The sequence below is a fragment of the Scopulibacillus cellulosilyticus genome (genome assembly GCF_042665295.1).
Classification (GTDB): domain Bacteria; phylum Bacillota; class Bacilli; order Bacillales; family Sporolactobacillaceae; genus Scopulibacillus_A; species Scopulibacillus_A cellulosilyticus.
Genome location: NZ_JBHTCO010000004.1, coordinates 81,677 through 104,031, shown reverse-complemented (window position 1 = coordinate 104,031; position 22,355 = coordinate 81,677). Strand labels below are relative to the sequence as shown.

At 38.6% G+C, this 22,355-nt stretch carries 21 protein-coding genes; 2 read left to right on the top strand and 19 right to left on the bottom strand.

The features are described from left to right. Nucleotides 1–94: 94 nt before the first annotated feature. The 4 genes from prpB to ACFQRG_RS03720 form a co-directional block, all read right to left on the bottom strand. Nucleotides 95–1,006: a methylisocitrate lyase gene (gene prpB / locus ACFQRG_RS03735; RefSeq protein ID WP_380963746.1), complete on the bottom strand. Its 912-nt coding sequence runs from the start codon at nt 1,004–1,006 to the stop codon at nt 95–97. 21 nt (nt 1,007–1,027) lie between these two features. Next, the gene (locus tag ACFQRG_RS03730; protein ID WP_380963743.1) at nt 1,028–2,482 is read right to left on the bottom strand and encodes a bifunctional 2-methylcitrate dehydratase/aconitate hydratase; all 1,455 of its coding nucleotides are present in this window, start codon (nt 2,480–2,482) and stop codon (nt 1,028–1,030) included. 65 nt (nt 2,483–2,547) lie between these two features. After that, a complete protein-coding gene (gene mmgD, locus ACFQRG_RS03725) occupies nt 2,548–3,672 on the bottom strand; it encodes a citrate synthase (RefSeq protein WP_380963741.1) in 1,125 nt (374 codons plus the stop codon). 178 nt (nt 3,673–3,850) lie between these two features. After that, entirely contained in the window at nt 3,851–4,537 is a 687-nt protein-coding gene (locus ACFQRG_RS03720; RefSeq protein WP_380964948.1) for a GntR family transcriptional regulator, read from the bottom strand. 314 nt (nt 4,538–4,851) lie between these two features. Here ACFQRG_RS03720 and ACFQRG_RS03715 point away from each other — a divergent pair, with 314 nt between their 5' ends. Both ACFQRG_RS03715 and ACFQRG_RS03710 read left to right on the top strand, forming a co-directional pair. Further along, nucleotides 4,852–6,918 carry a glycosyltransferase gene (locus ACFQRG_RS03715; RefSeq protein ID WP_380963738.1) on the top strand — a complete coding sequence of 689 codons (2,067 nt, stop codon included), beginning with the start codon at nt 4,852–4,854 and terminating at the stop codon, nt 6,916–6,918. Between the two features lie 122 nt (nt 6,919–7,040). Continuing rightward, the gene (locus ACFQRG_RS03710) at nt 7,041–7,331 is read left to right on the top strand and encodes a hypothetical protein (RefSeq protein WP_380963735.1); all 291 of its coding nucleotides are present in this window, start codon (nt 7,041–7,043) and stop codon (nt 7,329–7,331) included. A 61-nt stretch (nt 7,332–7,392) separates the two neighbouring features. Here ACFQRG_RS03710 and ACFQRG_RS03705 read toward each other — a convergent pair whose 3' ends face one another. The 15 genes from ACFQRG_RS03705 to ACFQRG_RS03635 all read right to left on the bottom strand — a co-directional run bounded on the left by ACFQRG_RS03705 (nt 7,393) and on the right by ACFQRG_RS03635 (nt 22,192). Next, nucleotides 7,393–7,695, bottom strand: coding sequence for a DUF2653 family protein (locus ACFQRG_RS03705; protein ID WP_380963733.1), 303 nt, complete (start codon nt 7,693–7,695; stop codon nt 7,393–7,395). 11 nt (nt 7,696–7,706) lie between these two features. After that, complete coding sequence (locus ACFQRG_RS03700) at nt 7,707–8,135, bottom strand: hypothetical protein (protein WP_380963730.1); 429 nt, start codon at nt 8,133–8,135, stop codon at nt 7,707–7,709. A 387-nt stretch (nt 8,136–8,522) separates the two neighbouring features. Then, complete coding sequence (locus ACFQRG_RS03695) at nt 8,523–9,788, bottom strand: Gfo/Idh/MocA family protein (RefSeq protein ID WP_380963727.1); 1,266 nt, start codon at nt 9,786–9,788, stop codon at nt 8,523–8,525. A gap of 209 nt (nt 9,789–9,997) precedes the next feature. Further along, on the bottom strand, nt 9,998–10,756 hold the full coding sequence (locus ACFQRG_RS03690; protein WP_380964946.1) for a carbohydrate ABC transporter permease: 759 nt from the start codon (nt 10,754–10,756) through the stop codon (nt 9,998–10,000). An 81-nt stretch (nt 10,757–10,837) separates the two neighbouring features. Then, on the bottom strand, nt 10,838–11,680 hold the full coding sequence (locus ACFQRG_RS03685) for a carbohydrate ABC transporter permease (protein WP_380964944.1): 843 nt from the start codon (nt 11,678–11,680) through the stop codon (nt 10,838–10,840). 126 nt (nt 11,681–11,806) lie between these two features. Then, nucleotides 11,807–13,063, bottom strand: coding sequence for an ABC transporter substrate-binding protein (locus ACFQRG_RS03680; protein ID WP_380963724.1), 1,257 nt, complete (start codon nt 13,061–13,063; stop codon nt 11,807–11,809). 138 nt (nt 13,064–13,201) lie between these two features. Further along, nucleotides 13,202–14,146 carry an ROK family protein gene (locus tag ACFQRG_RS03675; RefSeq protein ID WP_380963721.1) on the bottom strand — a complete coding sequence of 315 codons (945 nt, stop codon included), beginning with the start codon at nt 14,144–14,146 and terminating at the stop codon, nt 13,202–13,204. Between the two features lie 36 nt (nt 14,147–14,182). After that, nucleotides 14,183–15,121, bottom strand: coding sequence for a 1-phosphofructokinase family hexose kinase (locus tag ACFQRG_RS03670; RefSeq protein WP_380963719.1), 939 nt, complete (start codon nt 15,119–15,121; stop codon nt 14,183–14,185). Further along, the gene (locus ACFQRG_RS03665; RefSeq protein WP_380963717.1) at nt 15,102–15,950 is read right to left on the bottom strand and encodes a class II fructose-bisphosphate aldolase; all 849 of its coding nucleotides are present in this window, start codon (nt 15,948–15,950) and stop codon (nt 15,102–15,104) included. Before ACFQRG_RS03665 ends, ACFQRG_RS03670 begins: the two co-directional genes overlap by 20 nt. A gap of 12 nt (nt 15,951–15,962) precedes the next feature. Next, the gene (locus tag ACFQRG_RS03660) at nt 15,963–17,006 is read right to left on the bottom strand and encodes an SIS domain-containing protein (RefSeq protein WP_380963714.1); all 1,044 of its coding nucleotides are present in this window, start codon (nt 17,004–17,006) and stop codon (nt 15,963–15,965) included. A gap of 141 nt (nt 17,007–17,147) precedes the next feature. Next, nucleotides 17,148–17,879, bottom strand: a complete 732-nt coding sequence (locus tag ACFQRG_RS03655; protein ID WP_380963712.1) for a GntR family transcriptional regulator — start codon at nt 17,877–17,879, stop codon at nt 17,148–17,150. Nucleotides 17,880–18,036: 157 nt separating this feature from the next. After that, nucleotides 18,037–18,201, bottom strand: a complete 165-nt coding sequence (locus ACFQRG_RS03650) for a hypothetical protein (RefSeq protein WP_380963709.1) — start codon at nt 18,199–18,201, stop codon at nt 18,037–18,039. Between the two features lie 7 nt (nt 18,202–18,208). Next, nucleotides 18,209–19,402, bottom strand: a complete 1,194-nt coding sequence (locus ACFQRG_RS03645; protein ID WP_380963707.1) for a Ger(x)C family spore germination protein — start codon at nt 19,400–19,402, stop codon at nt 18,209–18,211. A gap of 67 nt (nt 19,403–19,469) precedes the next feature. Next, nucleotides 19,470–21,062, bottom strand: coding sequence for a spore germination protein (locus ACFQRG_RS03640; protein WP_380963704.1), 1,593 nt, complete (start codon nt 21,060–21,062; stop codon nt 19,470–19,472). A 14-nt stretch (nt 21,063–21,076) separates the two neighbouring features. Beyond that, the gene (locus ACFQRG_RS03635; RefSeq protein WP_380963702.1) at nt 21,077–22,192 is read right to left on the bottom strand and encodes a GerAB/ArcD/ProY family transporter; all 1,116 of its coding nucleotides are present in this window, start codon (nt 22,190–22,192) and stop codon (nt 21,077–21,079) included. Nucleotides 22,193–22,355 lie beyond the last annotated feature (163 nt).

The window sequence follows — 22,355 nt, the reverse complement described above, 5'->3', positions numbered from 1 at the left end:
CCCTAAAAAGCTAAATAGCATTTTCAGGGGATATCTTCTTAAAACCTGTCGTCTTCTTTTTACGCTTATCCTTCAACAAGTTTTTCTTTGTTTGTTACTTGCCTATTTCAGGCAACACTGTTTTGGCGATTTTTCCATCTAAGTCTTCATAATCGTAGTGTTGAATCGTTTCATATAATTCTTTTCTTGTCTGCATGTCATCGAGTGAAGCCTTTTGCGTACCTTTCTCCATAATTTCGGTAAAAACCCGCTCATAGGCTTTTGCAGCCACCCGCAAAGAGGTTACCGGGTAAATCACCATCTGAAAGCCCCAAGATTCAAATTGCTCGGCGGTATAGTATGGTGTCCGTCCAAACTCTGTCATATTCGCTAATAGCGGTGCATCGATTTCTTTAGCAAATTGCCGAAACTCCTCTTCGTTCTGCAAGGCTTCCGGAAAAATCCCGTCTGCTCCCGCTTCCAAATAGCATTTTGCCCGCTCAATTGCGGCATCCATGCCCTCTACTCCTTTTGCATCCGTACGTGCAATGACTGCGAGTGTTGGAGAGACTTCTTTGATTGCTTTAATTTTTTGCATCATTTCTTCTGTTGAAACAAGCTGTTTTCCATTTAAATGACCGCATTTTTTCGGTAGCTGCTGATCTTCAATTTGAACAGCCGCTACCTTTGCCTCTGCCATTTCCCTTGCCGTTCTGGCAACGTTTAACACGCCGCCAAATCCCGTATCAATGTCAACTAACACAGGCAGACCTGTGGCTCTGACTAAATCGCGGGCCCTGTCGGCGACTTCTTGGGAATGAAGAATTCCCAAATCAGGCAAACCGCGGCTTGCCGTATAGGCGCCGCCGGATAAGTAAAGCGCCTCAAAACCAACCTTTTTGGCGATAAGCGCTGCCATGCCGTCATGCGCACCCGGCATCTTCAAAATTTGCGGGGATTGGATGCTTTTAAGAAATTGTTCAGCTAATTCGGATTGGCTGTATTCTTTTCCTACTAACCATGTCATAACATTGTTCCTCCAATATTTCTAGATGACAAATAGTTTCATAAACTCATTAACAGGCGTATTCTCAAGACGCTTTTGATCCATCGTCAGATCCAAAATCTGCTCCAGCTTTTGTTTTGGAAAACGTGTCGATAAGTTTTCTTTATATTTTTCAATTAGTCTAGGGATGCCTTCATTACGGCGCCTGCGATGGCCGATTGGATACTCGCATTCTACTTCTTCGGTTGACGTGCCGTCTTTAAAGTAAACCTTAATGGCATTGGCAATAGAGCGTTTATCCGGATCTAGATAATCCTTACTGTATTGCGGATTTTCCGTAACAACCATTTTATCGCGCAGTGCGTCAATGCGCGGATCGCCGGCGACATCTGCTTCGTAATGATCGGCAGTTAAATCTCCAAAAATAAGACCAATAGCCGTCACATACTGAATACAATGATCACGGTCCGCCGGATTTGTCAACGGGCCTTTTTTGTCAATAATCCGGATAGCTGCCTCGTGTGTCATTATTTCTATTTTATCAATATCTTCAAGACAATCTTTGACAACCGGATGTAACTGAATAGCACATTCAGCCGCGGTTTGAGCATGGAATTCTGCCGGGTAGGCAACTTTTAATAAGACATTTTCCATGACATAAGAACCAAATGACCTTGCCAGCTTGAGCTCCTGACCATTAAATAGAACATCATTAAATCCCCATGTTTTAGCGGACAATGCAGTTGGATAGCCCATCTCGCCATTCATCGCCATTAATGCTAACCGTACGGCACGGCTTGTTGCATCTCCCGCCGCCCATGATTTCCGCGAGCCGGTATTTGGCGCATGACGATAAGTACGCAAGCTGGCACCGTCAATCCAAGCATTTGACAATGCGTTAAGCACCTGCTCACGATCACCGCCCAACATGGCCGTAATGACAGCTGTTGAAGCAACCTTTACAAATTGTACATGGTCCAGCCCTACACGGTTCAAGCTGTTTTCTAAAGCAAGGACCCCTTGAATCTCATGGGCTTTAATCATCGCTGTTAATACATCTTTCATCGAAAGCGGTTGTTTACCCTCAGCCGTACGGGTCCGGCTGAGGTAATCGGCTACAGCTAATATACCGCCTAAGTTATCTGAAGGGTGTCCCCACTCCTTGGCGAGCCACGTGTCATTGTAATCTAACCAGCGAATAATACAGCCAATATTAAAAGCGGCATGTACCGGGTCTAATTCAAATTGTGTCCCAGGGACGCGTGCACCGTTTGGGACAACTGTCCCCGGCACTATTGGTCCCAGATGCTTCGTGCATTCCGGATAGCGAAGCGCAAGCAGCCCGCAGCCAATAGTATCTAATAGAACATGGTGTGCTGTATCGTAGGCTTCTTGACTGTTAATTTTAAAATCAACAGCGTAGTCAGCAATTTCCTGTAAAACTTTATCAAATGCTTCAGATTTTGTTTGGTTTGTTTGTGTAACAGAACTGGTCATGTTTTGTTTTCCTCCGTTCCAGAGATTAAATATTGGATGTTATTTTTAAAGAAAAGCTATGCCTCTTAACTTCTTCTAGGATGTAAATTACGCGGACCCATATAACGAATGCGCGGCCTGAACAAACGGTTATTTTCGTGCTGCTCAATGACATGAGCGCTGATGCCAACGGTCCTTGCAGCCAAAAAGACCGGTGTATACAGATCAATGGGAATATCCAATAAGTAATAAACAGGTGCAGCATAGTAATCAAGATTTGGATAAAGGCCTTTTTCACGGCGCATGACATCTTCGCCAATCTCACACATTTCATACAAATCATGCCGGCCTTTTTCATCTGCCAGTTTCAGTAAAGCTTGCTTCATTAATTGAGCACGCGGATCCATTTTCTTCATATATACACGATGTCCAAAGCCCATAATCCGCTCTTTATTTTTCAGTTTTTTCATAATTAATGGTTCAATTTGGCTTTGATCCCCGGCTTCCAAAAGCATTTTCATAACAGCTTCATTGGCTCCGCCATGCAAGGTTCCTTTCAAGGAGGCAACAGATCCGGTTAATGCTCCATAAAGATCAGATTGCGTTGAAGCAATAACACGGGCCGCAAATGTTGAATTCGGCATTTCATGCTCACTGTACACCATCAATGATTGATCAAACGCCTTGGCTTCACTCTCTGAAGGCACACGGCCCGTAATCATATACAAAAAGTTAGCGCTGTATGACAGATCTTTCCTGGGTTCAATCGGAGATTTACCCATTTTTATATGGTAGCTGTTAGCAACTATAGCCGGTACTTTTGCCAAAAGACGAATCGCTTTTCGGCGATTAGCTTCCCTTGAACGGTCCTCCAGTTCCTTGTCAAAGCCGGCTAATGCTGAAATACCGGTACGAAGCGCATCCATGGCATGAGTATCCTTTGGAAGGGCTTTCAAAATTGAGATAACTGCTTCCGGAATATCGTATTCGGCTTTCAAATCCTTTTCCAAGGATTCACGTTCTGCCTCATTCGGGAGCTTACCATCAAGCAAAAGTCCAACAATATCCAAGTAGCTTACTTTTGTGGCAAGTTCAATGAGATCATAACCGCGAATAACAATTTCTTCCGCATCAACATCAAGAAATGAGAGACTTGTTTCACTGGCAATAACACCTTCAAGACCTGGTCGATAATCTTGTTCGATCGGCATAGCTTTTCCTCTCCTTTGTTATTTCAGAAATTTAAATATCCCCATTCACTAAATTTAATCGAATCTGTTGTAAAGGAGTATAATTGTATACAATTATACCGTCTAGTCTAATTGTATACATTTCGGAAATGAGTGTCAATTAAAAAAATAATGACACGTGAATTTCTTACAAAAGCTGTCAACAAAAATCATTTTGATCAAGATAATACTGCAGTGTTTTTTTAGTTAATTCTAGGCTGCGCCGGATATGTGCACGCATTGCTTTTTCCGCCTCATCCAAATGATGTTCCCGTATGCAGTTAAAAATATTCCGGTGCTCTTGAACAGGCAGCATAGGTACATATTTGGGATTCAAAAAACCGCCAAGACGGCGATATCGCTCAATTCGGCTGTTTATTTGTTCCAGAAAACGGACAGCAGTTTCATTCTTTCCAGCTGTATACAAAATATGATGAAACTCGCTGCCATGACGGATAAGACTAGTATTTTTTCCTTTTTCCGCGGCTCGTTCCATAATAAACAGCACTTCCTCCAACTTATCGCTTTGCTCATCAGTGATATGCTCTGCGGCTTCTCTTGCGATCAAGCCTTCTAACATTTCACGCACCTTAAAAACTTCCTCAGCCTCTTCAATGGTAACAGAGGCCACAGCAATTCTTCCGTTCGCCCGCCGGTTGATCAGCCCTTCTAATTCTAACCGGTGCAAAGCCTGTCTAAGAGGCGTACGGCTTATATTGAGTTCGTTAGTCAGCATTTCTTCACTAAGCGATTGACCCGGTTTGTAATCCAAATCAATAATTTTCTTTTTTATATCATTGTAAGCAACATCACTGACTGATTGTCGTTTAAATTCTAAGTTTGACATCACTTTACGCCCTTCCTGTTCTGTGAATGAAATTTTCAGTCAATTGTATACATATATACTGTATTTTTTAATTCTATTTTTACATAAATAATGATTTATTGCATCCGAACAAAAATTCTGGGTGCTGAATGCGGGCTATTAACCCTTTGCAGTTAGAAGCAGAACAATTTAATTAGAATATATGAATTTATTTCCATTAAAAAGAAAACGAACTTTTCTCTTGATGTAACCGTCTTTTTTCATGAAAGCAACTTACATCAATCGACATACCGCCATTTGATTGTAGAATAATGCGGTCTGTCAAGGAGGATATTATGATCTATCAAATCTATTTCCTAATGAATAAGATTGAAATGGTTCGCGGCGGGATGACAAAAGCACTCTTTAATCGCGCTAATCTCTTATCCGATAATTTTAAACAAATTCATATCCTTTCCTTTAATTTTAATCCGGATTATGACCTCATTCGGCAAGAATTATATCGTTTAGGAAAAATTAAAGGGAATGTTATTATTCATAATCTATATGAATTTCTGGCAAATAAAACAAAGTCGCCTTTTAACGTTCCTATTATTAATCATCCAATTGAAGAAAATGGTTTAGTCGCGCATAAAGATAAAGACCCGAAAAAGAATGCTTATCGCCTTTATAAAGATGGATTATATATAAAATACAAGAAATATAATGAAGACAATAAGCTGGAATTTATCGATTATTTTAATGAAAACCGCTATCGCACCCGCAGGGAAACATTTGATTCCGCGGGACAGCTTCGCCAAATATTGTATATGGATTATGTTTCAAATAAGCCGCGGCAATCTTTATATTTTGATGAAGACGGCCATTGCTTTTTATCTGTCTGGTTTGATCATAAAACCGGCGACTTCAAGAGAATCAATTGGTTCAATCAAAATGGGGATTTGAACCATGTGTTTTACAGTGAAACAGAGTTAAAAAGATATTGGCTTGAAAAATTGACGGAACATGATAGTCACCCAGTATTACTATCTGATTCCCGAAGTACCGATAAATGGGCAGCTGCTGTTCAAAATCCGAATGCTGCAAAAATGCTTGTTATTCATAGCAACCATTTGAAAAAGCCGTATCATTATGGATCACCGTTAGCTGAACGTAACCGGTCAGCACTGGAAATGATGGATCAATTTGATGCAGTCATCTTTTTAACTGAGAACCAGAAAAAAGATATAGAGCGGCAATTTGGTCCCCGGTCAATCTATCATGTTATTCCCCACAATGCTTCAAAAGTGAATTTAGACCGGGAGATTGAACGGGATCCGCTAACAGCCGTAACCTTGGCACGATATGTTAAGAACAAGAATTTGGATCATATGATACGTGTGTTTCGTAAAGTGGTTGATCAAATTCCTAAAGCAAAACTTGAATTATGGGGATTTGGTCCAGAGGAAGAATCTTTACGGAACCTTATTAAACAATTAAATTTGGAATCTAACGTGTTTCTTAAAGGATTTACACTAAATCCAAACGAAGTATACGAACGTGCTGCTTTTTCATTAATAACTTCCCGTACTGAAGCGTTTGGTCTTGTGATCACTGAAAGTATGGCCGCGGGAGCCCCTGTTATTAGCTATGACATTAAATACGGTCCGAGTGATATTATTACAAACGGTGTTGATGGTATTTTAGTCAAGCCAAACGACTCTACGGCATTAAGCAAGGCGATCATTGATTTGTTTACCAATAAGATAAAACAGCAAGCCATGAGCCTTGAAGCGAGAAAGATTGTTGAAAAATTTAGCGATAAAAAATTTGTACAGCAGTGGATTGACGTTTTTGAAAAGGCAACTGAGCAAAAACGGCATCGAATTAAATTAAATCAACCTATATGTGCATTAAAGAACTTGGAATGGGTGGATTTTAAACGCGGGAAAATCAAACTTGATGGAGAAGCTGTTTTTGAAAAAGGAGATAATGAAATTAAAAGTTGTTTACAGCTATCCTTATATATTCGGCAACGGGACAAGTTAGCAGATACGTACGTTCCTGTGGAATTCGAATGGAAAGACAACCGAACAGTCTCTTTTAGCGGGCAGTTTTTAATAGATGATATTGTTAATGATTATTCGCTTGGAAAAGTGTTTGATGTATATGTTAGCTGTTCCGCCCGTAATACCCATGAATTTGTCCGTTTAGGAAAGGGCAAAGAGAAAAGAGCCCCGGTATTAAGTAAAGCTCATTATAAAAAAGTTTCCCCTTATTATACGGAATACGGAAACTTAAGTTTTAAAGTGCAAGAACCGGAAAAGGAAACTGGATTAGAAGCTTCGACAAAACAGGAATTCAAAGGAAAGCTGGCGGGAGTTGTTAGTTTATTAAAAGATAAACTATCTACTTCTTCTTAAAGACTAGGCTTAATCATTAATACAGGGGTTCAACCGGCACAGTGATGACTGCTGGCCGGACCCCAAATCACTACATACTAGAGAAAATGTTTTTTACAAATTGTATTTATAGGGGAATCTTTATGAAATCAAGACCAAAGATTATCAAAAAAATTGAAAGGATATTTGATATCCAAATATCCTGTAATCCCAATCAAAAAACTTTGTTTCGGGCATATGATATTTTATTAAAAAGCAAGGTCATTTTATCACTTGAATGTTTTCTGGACAATGATTTGAAAGAACCTATATATCTACTTTGGTATCTTAAAGAAAATGCTGTTGACAGTGTAGAAATTTTATTTGATAAAAAGCGTCTTAAACAAGTTAAATTTATTAAACAAATATTTTCCCCAAATGGCAATACAATTTAGAACTGGTCAAATAGGCTCCGAAATAATTATAATATAAAAAAAAAGCCTTGTTTTACAAGGCTTAATATTGATTCCTTACTTGAATTGATGCGGTAAACTGTTCCTTTTCAGAAAAGGATAATTCAATTAGTAAACTCTCCGGAATAAATTGATGATAGTCACGTAAATAAACGGCAACAGCATCAATGACGTCTTGTTCATTTAATCGAATTGTCCGGCCGTGGACAATTGCAGTGGCAGCAAACCCAGATGAAGGGTTAAATTCCAAATCCACTTCAACTTGTTCAGGGTTTGCGTCTTCCTCTTCTGCAGTATAGACACAAACACTATCTACGATGTCTTGTTCATTAAATAGTAATTCCATTGTGCAGCTCCTTAATATCGTCTTCTAGTAAAAATCTTTTTAATTACCCAAATAATAATGACAATGACAAGAATATCAACGATAAGTCCTAAGAAAGAAAATCCGTATGAACCTCCATAATAATGTCCTCCAAACGGGTGAAACATATGCCCTAAAAATGCCCCTGCCCCAAAAGCTGCAGCATGGGTTAGAATGCTTTTTGTTCTCGAATGATGTGATTGGTTATATGTTGAATGTGATTGATTATTTCTTGTCACATTGCTCGACGGTGATTTATATCCAGAATGATAAGTCCCGCCGCCGAAGTGAGAACCATACGAGGAATGATGACTTATAGAACTGTGCCCTATAGAGCTGTGACCGCTAAATCCTCTTGCCTCAGCAAAGTTCGGAAAAATGACGGTAAACAACAGTAATGAAAGTAAAATAAATTTTTTCATTATCAAAAACTCCTATCTGTGATGTGCTAGTAGTTTAATATAAAAACATAAAAAGTACATAAAAATAGTTTATGCGGGTGGAATTATTTCTCCACAGTCAAAGTAAATAAATATACAAAAGAATTCGGATTCACCTTCTCATTTAAGGCTTCTTTTAAAGGTCTTTATCCTTTATTTTGTCCGTTTACTGTAACGGAAGTTCCACTTCATTAAAATGACCATTGTTTTTATAAAAAAGTTCATTTTGGTGTCCTGCCGTATACCTTTAGGCTAAAGCAAATCATTAACCCCAAAACGAAAAAAACGCTATTCTTTCACGTTTAAGTGAAGACATAGCGTCCTTACCTTTGAAATTAGGAGGGCTGGAAACAATCATCATTACTTCTCTTACAGACTTTGTACAAGTTGTTCCTTATAATCAAGCAAATTGATCGGTTTCCCCTCATCCAATCTAGATTTTTCAGCCGCAAAAGCCATCATGTGGCTTTCTGTAGAAGTATGAGCCGAAGTAAGACCTTGATGGCCTTGGAAATGGCGAACCTCATGAAGAAAATTTCTCATCAGTTCTGTATCTCCGCCCCCGTGCCCTGATGTTGGTCGATGCACACGGATCTCATTTTCCTCTTTTGTTAAAAAGTCATATATTGTGAAACTGTTCGTTTCCATATAACCGCGTATTTCACCTTTCGTGCCCATCACTTGTATGTTTCGTGTGATATTATGTGTAAAACCGCACATGCTAAATGTAGCAGTCGCACCGCCTTGAAAATCTAAATTGACGACTTGATGATCAACAACATTATTATCAGATTGATAGACACATTTTCCATATGGTCCTGTTCTTAACGCTTCAATAATGCCTTCCCGGGAGGTATCATCAGTAATTTTCCTTGCCCATCCTTTGCCTTCCCCTAAATAAAATCTTGGTGCATAGAACGGGCATTCGTTATAAACTTCACAGCCGTCCAAACAAAAAGGGGCAGAACCTTCTGGTGCATTTTCCTTTCGAAAATGTTTTAGCGATCCAAACGAACTGACCCGTAAACATGGTTTACCAATTAACCATGATAGAATATCCATGTCATGACACGACTTTTGCAAAATCATCGGACTTGTAACATCGGAATTATTCCAATTACCGCGGACAAAACTATGTGCCATATGCAAATAACCAACATTTTCATTTAATTGTATGGAAACAATCTCGCCAATTTTCCCTTCATCAATGACTCTTTTCATAGAAGACCAGAACGGTGTATATCTAAGCACATGCCCAATAGACAGTAACCGATTATTTTGTTCTGCAGCCTGCGCCATTTTGATACATTCATCAGGATGAGGTGACATCGGCTTTTCCAGCAAGACATGATACCCCTTTTCCAACGCACGAATCGTTGGTTTAAAGTGCATCCGATCCAACGTACAAATCACCATTATATCGGCTAATTTCGGCCGATCCAAAACTTCTGTCCATGAATCATAGACGTTGTTCTTATCTATTTGGTGAGTTTGAGCAAATGTATAGCTTCTCTCCTCATTAGGATCAGCAACAGCGACAAATTCCAGTTCATTTGGATAGCTGATAGCATACGGTCCGTAAGCATGCGCCCCTCTGTCTCCGGCACCTAATAATACAGCTGATAGTTTTTTCATAGTCATGCGCCTCCCGGTATATAGATTTAATAAAGTTATAAATTAAAGGTAAGTTTGTCTCGAATAATTGCAATACAGCAAGATAGGGACTCCTAACCCTTAAACTATTAAAATAAAGATTAACCATGGTCAGAGTTATGATTCCCTCCCCATTGTAACCGAAGAACAGGCTGCTTCAGAAAATCATAACTTTATTTTTCGACTCTGCTTTATTTTGATCCTGTGATCGCTATTCCCTCGATGAATTTCTTTTGAAGGAAAATAAAGATTAAGATCATTGGCCATATAGCAAGTACAGAACCTGCCATTAAGATAGAGTAGTCAGTAGAATGCTGGCCTTGAAGAGATGCTAGTCCTGCCGATATCGTCATTTTGTCTGGAGAACTATTAACAATTAAAGGCCACAAAAGGTCATTCCATCCCCAAAGGGAAGTGAAAATTGCTAGCGCTAATAAACCCGGTTTAACTAAAGGCATCATAATGAGCCAATAGATTTTAAAGTGATTACAACCATCTAACCTTGCTGCTTCTTCCAATTCTTTTGGTAAAGACATAAAAAATTGTCTTAAAAGAAAAGTTCCAAACGCACTGAATAATCCAGGAACAATCAGTGCCTTTATGGTGTTCAACCATCCTAATTTCTCCATTATCATATATTGCGGCAAGAGGAAGACTTGAGTAGGAACCATTAGAACAGCCAGCATAAGAATGAATAAAAAGTTTTTCCCTGGAAAGTTGATTCTCGCAAACGCATAAGCTGCTAATGAACAAAAGATCACTTGCCCAATGACCTTTGCCAATGTTGAAACAATGGTATTCCAGTAAAAGGCTAAAAAAGGAAGGCTATTAAAAACATTACTATAATTTGCCCATTGTAATTTTTTCGGAAAAATTACCGGAGGAACTTGAGTCGTTTCCCCAAAAGTCTTAAATGATGTTAACAACATCCAAATAAAAGGAAAAACCATGATTATTGCCCCGATAATCAGTACAATATGAATCAACCACTTTCCTCTTTTCGATGTATTTGGCAATCTCGCCGCCTCCTATTACTCGTAATGTACCCATTTCTTCTGTAACTTAAATTGTATAGCCGTTATAATTAAGATAATAATAAGCAATACCACAGCGATCGCCGCTCCATAGCCTTTATCATTAATGACGAATGCAGCATGGTAAAATAGATAAACAAGCGTTTGGGATTCTCCGATAGCGTTATTTGTTGAACCAATCATCATAAGGATAAGGTCAAACATCTGAAAAGCATTGATTAAAGACATAATCGTAACGAAGAAAAGAACAGGAGAAAGCATTGGCAATGTAATTTTGAAAAACTTCAATAGGGCACCTGCTCCGTCAATCGTCGCTGCCTCATAATATAGTTTAGGAATGCCTTGAAGTCCTGACAAGATGATTACCATGTTATAACCTATCGAACTCCAAATGGCAACAATGATAACTGAATACAGTGCTAAATGCGGGTCGGTAATCCACTGTGGACCTTTGATTGAAAAATAAGATAAAAATTGATTGATAAATCCGTAGTTGGAATTATAAAGCCAGCGCCAAACCATTGCCACAGCAGAGGGCATCGTGACTACAGGCAAAAAATATAGTGTTCTGTATATCGTCAACCCTTTTATTTTCTGATTGAGAAGAACCGCTACGATTATGGAAATTGCAATACCAATAGGCACAGATAAAACAACAAAAATTATTGTATTTTTAAAAGCCTCTATAGTTTCTGGATCATGAAAAAGCCTTTTATAGTTATCTAGACCTGCCCACGTGTGATTTCCGAAAGCTCCCCATTTTGTAAAACTAAAATATATTGTTTGAAGCGTCGGCCATAAATAAAAGATGCCCAACCCGATCATGGTTGGGGCTATCATAAGATAACCCCAAAGCCAATCAGAATAACGTTTTTTAGATAGATTTCTTTTTATTTTTAAATTAGGCTTGATCACTTCCACTGTTTTTTCAGAAGTTGCCACGTAAACACCTCCTTTTTTTGAGTTCTAATGCTCTCCTGCTAAATCCTTATTCATTTTTTCAGCTAATTTCTTAGCAGCCTTATCAACAGGCATTTCTAATGACCAAGCTTTATTGAGAATATTAGTTTCATCATCCCACCATGTAGTCGTATCTTTTGAAGAAGGAAGCGGTACAGCATATTTTGCACTATCGATAAATACTTTTAGATTTACATTCGGATTCGATTTTACCCATGCTTCTTGGGTTCCGTTATATGCTGGAATCACTGTACCCGATTTTGCCTGAATAAGTGCAGCCTTTTTTGAACCTAAAAATGCCAAAAACTCCTGAGCTTCTTTTTTATGCTGCGTATTTTTGGAAATGACATTTGCTAAGCCATGAATAATAGTTGCTTGTTTCTTCCCTTTTGGAAGAGGCGCAACATCTACTTTATCTTTGGTATATTCGTTATGTTTAAATTCAGTCTGCATCCAAGAACCGTCATAGATCATCGCCACTTTACCGGATTCAAACATTTGATCAGGACTTGTTTCTGTCATTTGAGCGTTTGTTGGAGAAGAACCATCCTTTATTAAATCCACCCAGAATTTTAATCCTCCAATCGTTGCCGGTTGATCATATCCAGATTTTGTTTTATCATCCGATATGACGTATCCGCCATTTTGATAAATTGTATTATAGAAATTTTGCTGATTATTTAACATTGCTGCTATGCCCCAAACGCCTTTATCCTTGTTCGTAAGTTTTTTAGCCGCTTCTTGTAATTTAGCCCAATCCCATGTTTTATCAGGATATGGTACCTTTGCTTCATCAAATAATTTTTTGTTGTAATAGAGAGCGATTGTATCATAATCTTTCGGAACCCCACAAGCCGTTCCTTTGTAAGTATATAGGTCTACCAAAGATTTAGGATAATTCCTCATATTAACTTCGCTTTTTTTAACAAGATCATTGATTGGCAATAACATATCATTAGAGGCGTATTCTAAGAAATTGGGACCATTCATCCAAAAGACATCCGGAAGTGTATTTCCGGTAGCCGCTGTCTCTAGCTTAGTAAAATATTGATTAAAGGGCGTAACTTCAATTTTCACATTGATATTAGGGTGCGTTTTATGAAATTCATCAACAATTTTTTGCATAGCCGGTTTTTGATTCTTGTCCCATATGCCATATCTAAGCGTTACTTTAGCCGAACCTGAGCTTGATTCACTATTGGAGCAAGCACTTACGAGGACTAACAAAAAAATGCCCATAATGATTAAGTAAACTTTTTTCATTACTAATCCTCCCGGAATTTTTTTTGCACCAGAAAATACTTCTTGGTGTTGAAAAGGGAAAAGCAGCATAACTATTAAACGCTAATGACAATTACATCAAGAGTTGAGAGCTATTTTTGTAAGCGAAAGTTGAGTAGGTTAATTAAAAAATTCATGTATCCTTAACCCTGCTCCAATCAAACCTGCATCGCCTTTCAAAATACTCGGATAAATCCGGTTGAGAAGATCAGCTTGTTCAGATATGAGATAAGTCTGCAAAGAGTCTTTAACGGCCTTTATTAACTCGGGATTATGGTTAATAACCCCTCCCCCGAGGACAAGTTTATTAGGATCAAGAATACAGATAATTGTATAAAGGCCCTTTGCAAGATAGTCCAATATCTCATTCATAACTTCCAAAGCATATGGTTCTTGATTTCTATATTCCATGATGATTTGTTTGCAACTTTTTATGATAGCGCTTACAGATCCGCTAATAAAATTTTTATTTGATTGAGCCTTTTTATCAGCCAATCTTTCAATTGCCGGACCTGAAGCCATTGTTTCTAAAGGCAATCGTTCACCGGTCAAAGGGTCGACAGCAACCGGCAACATACCGATTTCACCTGCAAATCCCGTACTGCCGCGAATAAATGTTCCGTTATGAATGGTACAACAGGAAATGCCTGTACTTATTGTCAAATATACAAATGTTTCTTCCATCTCCTGTCCATGCTGAATCCATTCAGCGAAAGCTGCCATGTAAACATCGTTGTCAATGACGACCTTTTTAACAGGAAATTGTTCCAAGATTCGCTGCTTTATCGGAAAGTCTGCCCATTGTAAATTATTCTGATAGACTGCAATGCCTTTTTCAGTGTCAACTTTCCCAGGCACACCAATGCCGATGCCTTCGAGCCCCTCTATAGAGCAGCCAAACTGATCGACAACGTCTTTGATGCATCGAACAACTTGTTGATACATGTTTTCTCGGTTTCCAGAAATACTTGGGTGTTGTGTTCTGAATAGGCATTTTCCTTTTTCATCCACTATTCCTGCCGCAATTTTTGTTCCTCCGATATCAACGCCAAGTGAATAGGGCACGATGTCACCTCCTTGTCAATCATTTCAAAAAAGGCTTTATATCTTTTTCACAATCACCTGATTTTGTAATAACGGCAATCTACTGTTGTCAATACTGCCAGTTGTGTAACTTAATGTTGCAGCGGTGCCGAAACCGGCCGCTTTCCGTAATATTTCGGGCAATGGAAGCTCTTTTATAAACCCTAAAGCTAATCCAGCTACGAGCGCATCCCCCGCACCCACTGCTGAAAGCGGATTAATTTTGGGGACTTCGACCTTATAAACGCCCCCTTCCAGGATGGCCAAAACGCCTTTCTCTCCCAGGGATACAACCACGATTTCCGCACCTTTCCGGCATAAATGCCGACCGGCTTGAATGATGTCGTTATCTTCTTTTAATCTGGTACCCATCCAACTTTCTAACTCATGAATATTCGGTTTAATGACAGTAGGCTTGTGATGCAATAAATCTATTAATCTGATGTCGCTTGTGTCAACGATAAAAGGAATACCAAACGCGCACAGCTTAGCAAATAACTTATCTAACCATTCATCCGTTATCCCTTTTGGTATGCTTCCCGATAAAGTTATGCAGTCAAAAGCCTTCATGCCGGTTAAGACTGCTAATCTCTCAAGTAACTGATTTTGCTGTTTTTCAGAAATGACAGGGCCTGGTTCTAATAGTTCTGTAATACTGTTATCCCTTTCATTGATGACAGCGATACAAGTTCTTGTGTTCCCGGCTATCTCTTCATACACCGGATAAATGCCTGCCTCAGTTAATTGACTGGAAATCCATTTGCCGTTCCCGCCGCCTAGAAAACATAAACTATACACTTCTTCACCAGCACTTTTAGCGACTCTTGCTACATTATTGCCTTTCCCTCCCGCCGTTTTAACGACGTCATGAATACGATTAATTTCATTCGCATTAAATGATTTGACCCGGTAAACTGTATCGATGGCGGGATTTAAATTAATGGTTAACAGCGGCATGATGCCATCCAAGGAGAGATATTTTTTCTTTTACAGCTTTGACATAAGCTTTGTGTGCTGGTTTGAGAATTTTTCTTGGGTCAAATTCCTCTGGATTTTCTTCTTGAAAGTCTTTGATCGCTTGAACCCAGGGTGCTTTTAGTTCACTGGCAATATTAACTTTACAAATGCCATTTGCAATCACTTCTTTAATAGTCTTATCAGGAACACCTGAACCGCCGTGTAACACAAGCGGAATGTCTACTTGTTCATGAATTTTTTTCAAACGTTCAATATCAAGCTTTGACGGACCTTTGTATAAGCCATGCTGAGTGCCGATGGCAACAGCTAACGCACTAACATTCGTTAATCTAGCAAATTCGCCGGCATCATCCGGGTTAGTATAGGCATGACTTCCCCCCTCGCAAGCCATGCCAACGTGGCCAATTTCCGCCTCAACAGACACGCCTTGTTTCTTAGCATAAGCAACAATTTCTTGTGTATTCTTAATATTTTCTTCGTAAGGTAAGCTGGAGCCGTCATACATGACTGAGCTGAAACCTGCATCAATACAAGCTTTTACGCGATCCATATCTTTGCCATGATCATAATGAAGCACAATAGGTACTTGAGCTTTTTCAATAATCGGTATGGATAGGGTTATCACGTTATCTAGACCACTAAATCGTAAAGTAGATTCAGTGATTTGCATAATGATCGGTACCTGTTGTTTTTCTGCGGTTTTAACAAGATGCGGAATAATATCTAAATAATGAGCATTAAATGCTCCTACTGCCGCCGGCTTATTCTTCAAACCATTTAAGACATCAGTCAATGTCGCTAAAGGCATATGAAGTCCTCCCTACAATTTAACGACTTGTGTCAGATTCCTAGGTTTATCTAAGTTAAGTCCCTTATGCTCCGCGATATAACAACCCATTAATTGAACCAAGACCAAACCAATGAGACCCACTTGCTCATTTGTCAGACCGTTAACTTGAACTGTCAAATCCGTATTGAAATCTGAAAGATCCTTGTCTCCGCTTTTAATCACCAACGTTTTGCCGTTAAGACCCTTCATTTCTTTCAGTAATTGCAGTTCTTCTTGACTGGCATCAATTGAAGTGAACAGGGTAACTAAGACTTTTTCAGAAACCAGTGACATTGGGCCATGCCGGTATTCAAAGGGATGAAAGACTTCTGAGTTGGAAATCGTCATTTCTTTCATTTTCAGCATAGCTTCATTAGCAACGCCGTACAGTGAACCGCTTCCCAAAAAGACAAAGGTTTCAATCGTGTTATTATTAATAAGCTTCATTACTCTTTCTTCATAGACATCAATAATATTTGAAACAGCTTCAACAATTTGCTTATCAATGGTTACCGCACCCGCCAGTTGTTCTGCAGCATAAACCATTGTTATAAACATTGAAGTAAAAGATCGCGTCATGACAACACTTTCTTCATCAGCCTCATTGATGGCGATTGTTAAATCGGCAGCTTCCGCCAAAGAACTGGCTGATCGGCAAGTCACGGCTGAAACAGTATAATTTTTCGCTTTCAATTTTTTAGCAGCCGACACTATTTCACTCGTATCACCAGATCTTGAAATTAAATGGAAAAGCTTTTTCGCAGTCCCAAGTAAATAGGCATTGTCATGAAATAAAATTTCTGAAGCCGGTACTGCAAACGCTCTCACTTTTAACTTTTCAGAATAAATAAAGGCTAATGATTGAGCCAGGTAATAAGATGTCCCGCAGCCGACAAAAATGATTTCATCATAATTTTCTTGTTTTAGATGATTTACAAATGACTCTATCTTATCAGGACATTGATCAATAACTTTCTTCCAAACTTTTGGCTGGCTTTTAATCTCTTTATAAGTGATTGATTCTGATACTGTCATACCTTTACCTCTCTTTTCTTGGATATCTTTCTTAACACGAATTAATTGATTTAATATTTGAATAAGTAAAATATAACACTTGACAGGTTGTTGGGTCAAGTTGAAAATTTTGAAAAGTCTTTTAGGGGCTTTACCCCCTTTTTATAAGAGTTCGGTGTAAAACCGGCAGCGATCCCCTCTAACAATTGAACGGCAAAATTCTACGGGTCTACGGTTGGCATCATAGCCTATTCTATCTAACAGGAGTGCAGGAAACCCGGGTTTTACTTGTAAGTATTGACTCTCGTATTCCCTGATCAGAACAGGTTCAAAAATTTCCTTTGCGTTAGTAACAATGACGCCATATTCCTTTTGCATATAATCATATAATGAATACTTTTGAATTTTTTCTTTGTCTAAATCGGAGATGATACTTTGCGGAATATAAGATGTTTCTAAAATGATTGGTTCTTCTTTGGCGCATCTCAGCCTCTCCAAAGTAATGATGGGTGCACCTTCCGGAATTTGCAAGTGATTTGCAATATTTGGATCAGCATTAGTTTTATTAATACTTATAATGATATCTTTAGGTTCTAATCCCTTTTCCTCCATTACTTTGCTGAAGCTATAAAAGCTGGATAACGATTGATCTAATTTGGGCATCGCTACAAAAGTGCCTTTACCTTGAATTCTATGTAATAACCCTTCGGCAACTAGGTCATCCAAAGCTTTTTTTACTGTATTACGGCTGATGTTATAATCCTTTTGCAGCTGATTTTCGGAAGGAATGAGTTCGCCCGGCCGCCATTTGCTTGATTCAATGTTATCTCTTAAAATTTCTTTTAGCTGGTGATACAATGGGATAATGCTTGTATTATCTAACTCCTTTTTCATTATTCTTTCCCCTTTACATATTAAGTTCATTATTCTTTTAAAAAATGGAACATTGAATTTTTTAATGGTACTATCAATAATCCTAGGTTGGAAGGTCTGAGATGTCAAGATATTCAAAGACGTTTACTGTTAAAAACTAATATTTTAAAAGGTTGGATTAAACCGAAACATGAAAGGCAGCCATGATGCCAAAAATAAACCCGATAAGTGCTAAGAAGATATAAATCGTCAATTCTTTCTTTCGTTTTTCTGAAATTAATTTTGGCACATCCCAAAATCCCAGCAATACGAAGAAAAGAAAAATAAGGATAACTTTAATCATTATTTGTTCACCCGTCTTTACCGGATAACGATTTGTTAGTTAAGCCGGTCTGTTTAATTTTCACATGAGGGATGACCTTTACATCTGCCATTGGAAAAATGCGTGTCCATTGTTTTTTATAACTTTTCTCCCAAACCTTCGGATAACTTTGATATACTGCTCTTCCGAAACCAAATATATCTGATTTATATTGTTTTTGAATTTTATTAAGCGTCAATTTTATCCTGGCTTTAATTTCGTTTTCCAAATTTGTTTGTAAATATTTTATAACTTTTGGGTCTTCCAAATTTAATTTTGAATCATTCTCATAAACATCCATTTCAGACCGAATGTTCACATTAATTTTAACGTTATTTCCTTCTATTTTAGGGTCAATATTAGTTGATGACTGATAAATTTGGGCGCCTATTCTTCCACCGCCTTTATTTTTCGGAATATTGACTCCAATAACTCCTTGTTTAACATTATTACCCAGCCATAAGATCCCTCTGGTTTCTATATTATTTAACCATCCGATTAACCGGTCATTACGAAATACAGCTGCACCAACAATTGCCACATCCATCATCCCTTGATCAGATTGCGATGCGCTTTCTCCATCTGACCGTTCCGGTTCTCTCTTAAACTGAGCGGCAACGGGTTCGATACCTTCTCCAAGCAACCTGTCGATAAAATCCCTTAAACTGACTTTTATCCCTAAACCTTCTTTATTTAGTTCTCTTATTTCCTCAGAAGACACTCTTTCTAATGGAGTTTTCGTCTCCAGCAAATTGGCCGCCTTTCCTTTTGTAAAAATAATATAGTCATTCAAACGGGCTTCAGGATACCTTGTAAAAAAATCAAGAACTTCCGAAACCCCATGACGAGCCAAGCTTTGCCCAATAACAATGATTCTGCTGTGAGAAAAGAAAATACGTCTGGGCAGTTTTTCTTGAATCCTTCTATATGCCTCCATGACTGTTTTTCCACTGTTTGAAACGACGAATGTACTCCCTTGAACACCGCCGCTTCCTCCCATACCGGTAGGACCTAATTGACTTGGTATAGCAATTTGAAGGATCAGTTTTATGTTTCCGTTCTTCAATTGATCCGCGCCTGCTGCGGTGACCAGCGCCACATCATTTACCTCAATGCTGTCCCAGCAACCAGTAAGAAATGGAATGACGGCTACAATGATGGCCAGCTTTTTCAAAACCTTCATCAAAAAATACTCCTTTAACAGAACTTTGCTTATAATTTATGCCTTCCGTACCTGTCAGAAACGCCTTCTATGGATAACGTCTAGGGATACGCGGACGAAGAAATTTTTTCATTCGCTGCCCGTTATTTTTCCCAAACTCATCCGGACGGTTGATCATCGCCCACCACGGTGCACGAATAAAGACATCTTTAAGATCTCTAAAATGGAAAGGAGCGACAGCAGATAAATACGGGATTCCAAAAGAGCGAAGCCGCGATAGATGGATTAGGATGAAAAAAACCCCTAAAAGTATGCCATATAATCCCAAAGTACCGGCAAGAATCATCATCGGAAAACGAAGCAGTCGAACAGAAGCTGATAAAGCATAATTTGGAAAGATAAAAGAAGCAATGCCTGTGGTTGCGACAACAATCACTAATGGCGCTGAAACAATACCTGCTTGGACAGCAGCCTCACCAATCACTAAAGCGCCAACAATGCTTATTGCTTGCCCGGCCGGAGTCGGCAGGCGTATCCCGGCTTCTCTTAATCCTTCAAAAGAAATTTCCATGAGCAACGCCTCGACAAGAGCTGGAAACGGGACATTTTCTCTTGAAGCTGCCACACTAAAAACTAAATTAGTCGGCAGCATTTCCAGATGAAAGGTGACAATTGCAATATATAAAGAAGGAAACAATAGAGCCGCCAGCAAATACAAATAGCGCAGCATCCGCACAGCGGTCGCCAGCACAAAACGTTCATAGTAATCTTCAGAAGCCGTCATCATATCAAAAAATGTGACAGGAACAACGAGTGCAAACGGCGTATTTTCAACAATAATGCCAACTTTGCCTTCCAATAGACTGGCAACTAACTTATCCGGGCGTTCTGTATATAAAACTTGCGGAAAAACAGAAAAAGCATTGTCTTCAATTAATTCCTCAATGCTGCCGCCTTCTTCCACCGCATCAATTTTAATTCTGTCAATTCTTTTGTGTACCTCCTCAACAATAGAAGGATTGGCAATAGTATCGAGGTATGTAATGACAACTGTGGTTTGCGACAATTGACCTACTTTCTTATTTTCTAATTTAAGCTGAGGAGTTTTCAGCCTTCTGCGGACAAGGCTGACGTTTGTTTTTATACTTTCCGTAAATGCATCTTTCGGTCCCCTGATGGCTCTCTCTGTTTCCGGCTGTTCAACTGACCGTTGGTTTAGTGATATGGCTTTTATGAAAAATGCTTCGTCTATCCCGTCGACAAGCAAGGCAGTTTCTCCTGAAAGGATATGATCCAGGACATCTTGTATTTTCTGCCCGCTCTTTACTTGAGCAGCTGTTATGAGTTGGCGCTGAATAAAATCTTTTATGTCTTTTTTTGTCATTATTAATTGATTCTTCTGCTCTATGCTGTATATCAATAAGGGTCTTAGAACATCGACATCAATTAATGCTTTATCGATAAATCCTTCAAGAAATATGAGATATCCTTTTTGTTTAGTTGCTTTGATTTCAAATTCTCTATACACAACATCCAGTGCTTGACCTAATCGCTTTTTTATAATTTTATAATCCTTTTCTAGAGAGCCGGTAAGCTTGCCATTTTCCGAAGTTGTTTGTTTGTCATCTTTTTGATCCTGGTCATTTGCACCCTTTTTCTTTAGTTTATTTACTTTTTTCAAAATAGCACCTACTTTTATCCTGTGACTTGGTGAGTGCGGGAACTTAACTTTTTGCGAATACAGGCGATAACTAATAACAAAATTGGTATAACAATTTCAAGCGGAATTAGAAAATAAGGAGCAAAATATTTAAACCCGATTTCAAGATGCTCAGGGGCGTTTGAAGCAATTACGATAGAAAGTGAAGTAATCAGTGTCCCCAGAGGAATTAGAATAGAATGATGGTTTGTTAAACCAAATAATTGGCTTGTACCCGCTGCGGCAGCATACATCCACACTCCCATCTTAAAGAAAACACCCGCGATCATCATTAAAATAATAACAGCATCAATATTTTGAATAAAATCAGCGATAGAAACCATCCGGGCCGCTGTAAAAAGCGGGTAATTGACATCTCCGAATAAATTTGGACCAAGAATAGAAAGGTTAATAATAGTATTTAAAGTTAACAATATACCGCCAATCAAAATAACAAGCATTCCCACCTTTTTTATTTTCTTTTTATTGTTCAGTGCCGGAAGCAGCATCATAATTAAAATTTGCTCTCCAAATGGAAAAGTAACAATAAGCGGAAATGCTGAATTTAATACCGGTCTTATTCCTCCTGCCAATACTGGTGTCAGCTGCTTCAGATGAATAAGTTGGGAACCAAACATTAAAATCCAAGTTAAAATAAGCGCCAGCATATAAATGGGAAATATCAATTCTCCCATCCTGCCAAACACTTCAATCCCTCCCCGCAGGCAGTAAATGAGTAAAATCAGAAAACTTCCGATAATAATTATAACGGGTGTTTCTGTAAGAATTGTTCCTTTGATGAGATTGCTAAAATCCCGGCAAGCCCGGGCAGCAGAGTATATAAAATATGATATATAAATAACAACAAGCGGAATTCCGATGATTTTCCCGACGATCTTAGGTATCATTTGAGTGAGTGTATCATAAGGATAAAGGTTAGATAGTTTGATATAGACCCACATTAATATAAGTCCGGAAAGCATAGATAGAAGAATTGACAGCCAGCCGTCCTGCTTAGCATCCGCCCCTAATCCGAAAAGTACGGTTGTCCCGACTTCGAAGCACATCATGATACAGAAAAGCTGAAATGCACTTATTTTTTCCTTTTCCATTCACCCGCTCCTTTCCTTATTAGGATTTCATCTGCGATATTTAAAAATATCCTATTTATAATCTCTTTTAAATGAGATACTTTTATTCACGGTTTTATTATCTATAAAAACATACGCCAGATAAAATAAAAAAACCATAAGACAATAATCTTATGGTGAATTA

Coding starts and splice junctions, on each gene's coding strand:
- ACFQRG_RS03670 (WP_380963719.1), bottom strand. CDS start 15,121: ATGCCGCTGTTAACCATTAATTTAAATCCCGCCATCGATACAGTTTAC.
- ACFQRG_RS03690 (WP_380964946.1), bottom strand. CDS start 10,756: ATGGTTTTTCCTTTTATTTGGATGTTGTTAACATCATTTAAGACTTTT.
- ACFQRG_RS03700 (WP_380963730.1), bottom strand. CDS start 8,135: ATGAAAAAATTTATTTTACTTTCATTACTGTTGTTTACCGTCATTTTT.
- ACFQRG_RS03665 (WP_380963717.1), bottom strand. CDS start 15,950: ATGCCTTTAGCGACATTGACTGATGTCTTAAATGGTTTGAAGAATAAG.
- ACFQRG_RS03655 (WP_380963712.1), bottom strand. CDS start 17,879: ATGAAAAAGGAGTTAGATAATACAAGCATTATCCCATTGTATCACCAG.
- ACFQRG_RS03710 (WP_380963735.1), top strand. CDS start 7,041: ATGAAATCAAGACCAAAGATTATCAAAAAAATTGAAAGGATATTTGAT.
- ACFQRG_RS03685 (WP_380964944.1), bottom strand. CDS start 11,680: ATGATAGCCCCAACCATGATCGGGTTGGGCATCTTTTATTTATGGCCG.
- ACFQRG_RS03715 (WP_380963738.1), top strand. CDS start 4,852: ATGATCTATCAAATCTATTTCCTAATGAATAAGATTGAAATGGTTCGC.
- ACFQRG_RS03645 (WP_380963707.1), bottom strand. CDS start 19,402: ATGAAGGTTTTGAAAAAGCTGGCCATCATTGTAGCCGTCATTCCATTT.
- ACFQRG_RS03730 (WP_380963743.1), bottom strand. CDS start 2,482: ATGACCAGTTCTGTTACACAAACAAACCAAACAAAATCTGAAGCATTT.
- ACFQRG_RS03720 (WP_380964948.1), bottom strand. CDS start 4,537: ATGTCAAACTTAGAATTTAAACGACAATCAGTCAGTGATGTTGCTTAC.
- ACFQRG_RS03650 (WP_380963709.1), bottom strand. CDS start 18,201: ATGATTAAAGTTATCCTTATTTTTCTTTTCTTCGTATTGCTGGGATTT.
- ACFQRG_RS03660 (WP_380963714.1), bottom strand. CDS start 17,006: ATGACAGTATCAGAATCAATCACTTATAAAGAGATTAAAAGCCAGCCA.
- mmgD (WP_380963741.1), bottom strand. CDS start 3,672: ATGCCGATCGAACAAGATTATCGACCAGGTCTTGAAGGTGTTATTGCC.
- ACFQRG_RS03695 (WP_380963727.1), bottom strand. CDS start 9,788: ATGAAAAAACTATCAGCTGTATTATTAGGTGCCGGAGACAGAGGGGCG.
- prpB (WP_380963746.1), bottom strand. CDS start 1,006: ATGACATGGTTAGTAGGAAAAGAATACAGCCAATCCGAATTAGCTGAA.
- ACFQRG_RS03635 (WP_380963702.1), bottom strand. CDS start 22,192: ATGGAAAAGGAAAAAATAAGTGCATTTCAGCTTTTCTGTATCATGATG.
- ACFQRG_RS03705 (WP_380963733.1), bottom strand. CDS start 7,695: ATGGAATTACTATTTAATGAACAAGACATCGTAGATAGTGTTTGTGTC.
- ACFQRG_RS03680 (WP_380963724.1), bottom strand. CDS start 13,063: ATGAAAAAAGTTTACTTAATCATTATGGGCATTTTTTTGTTAGTCCTC.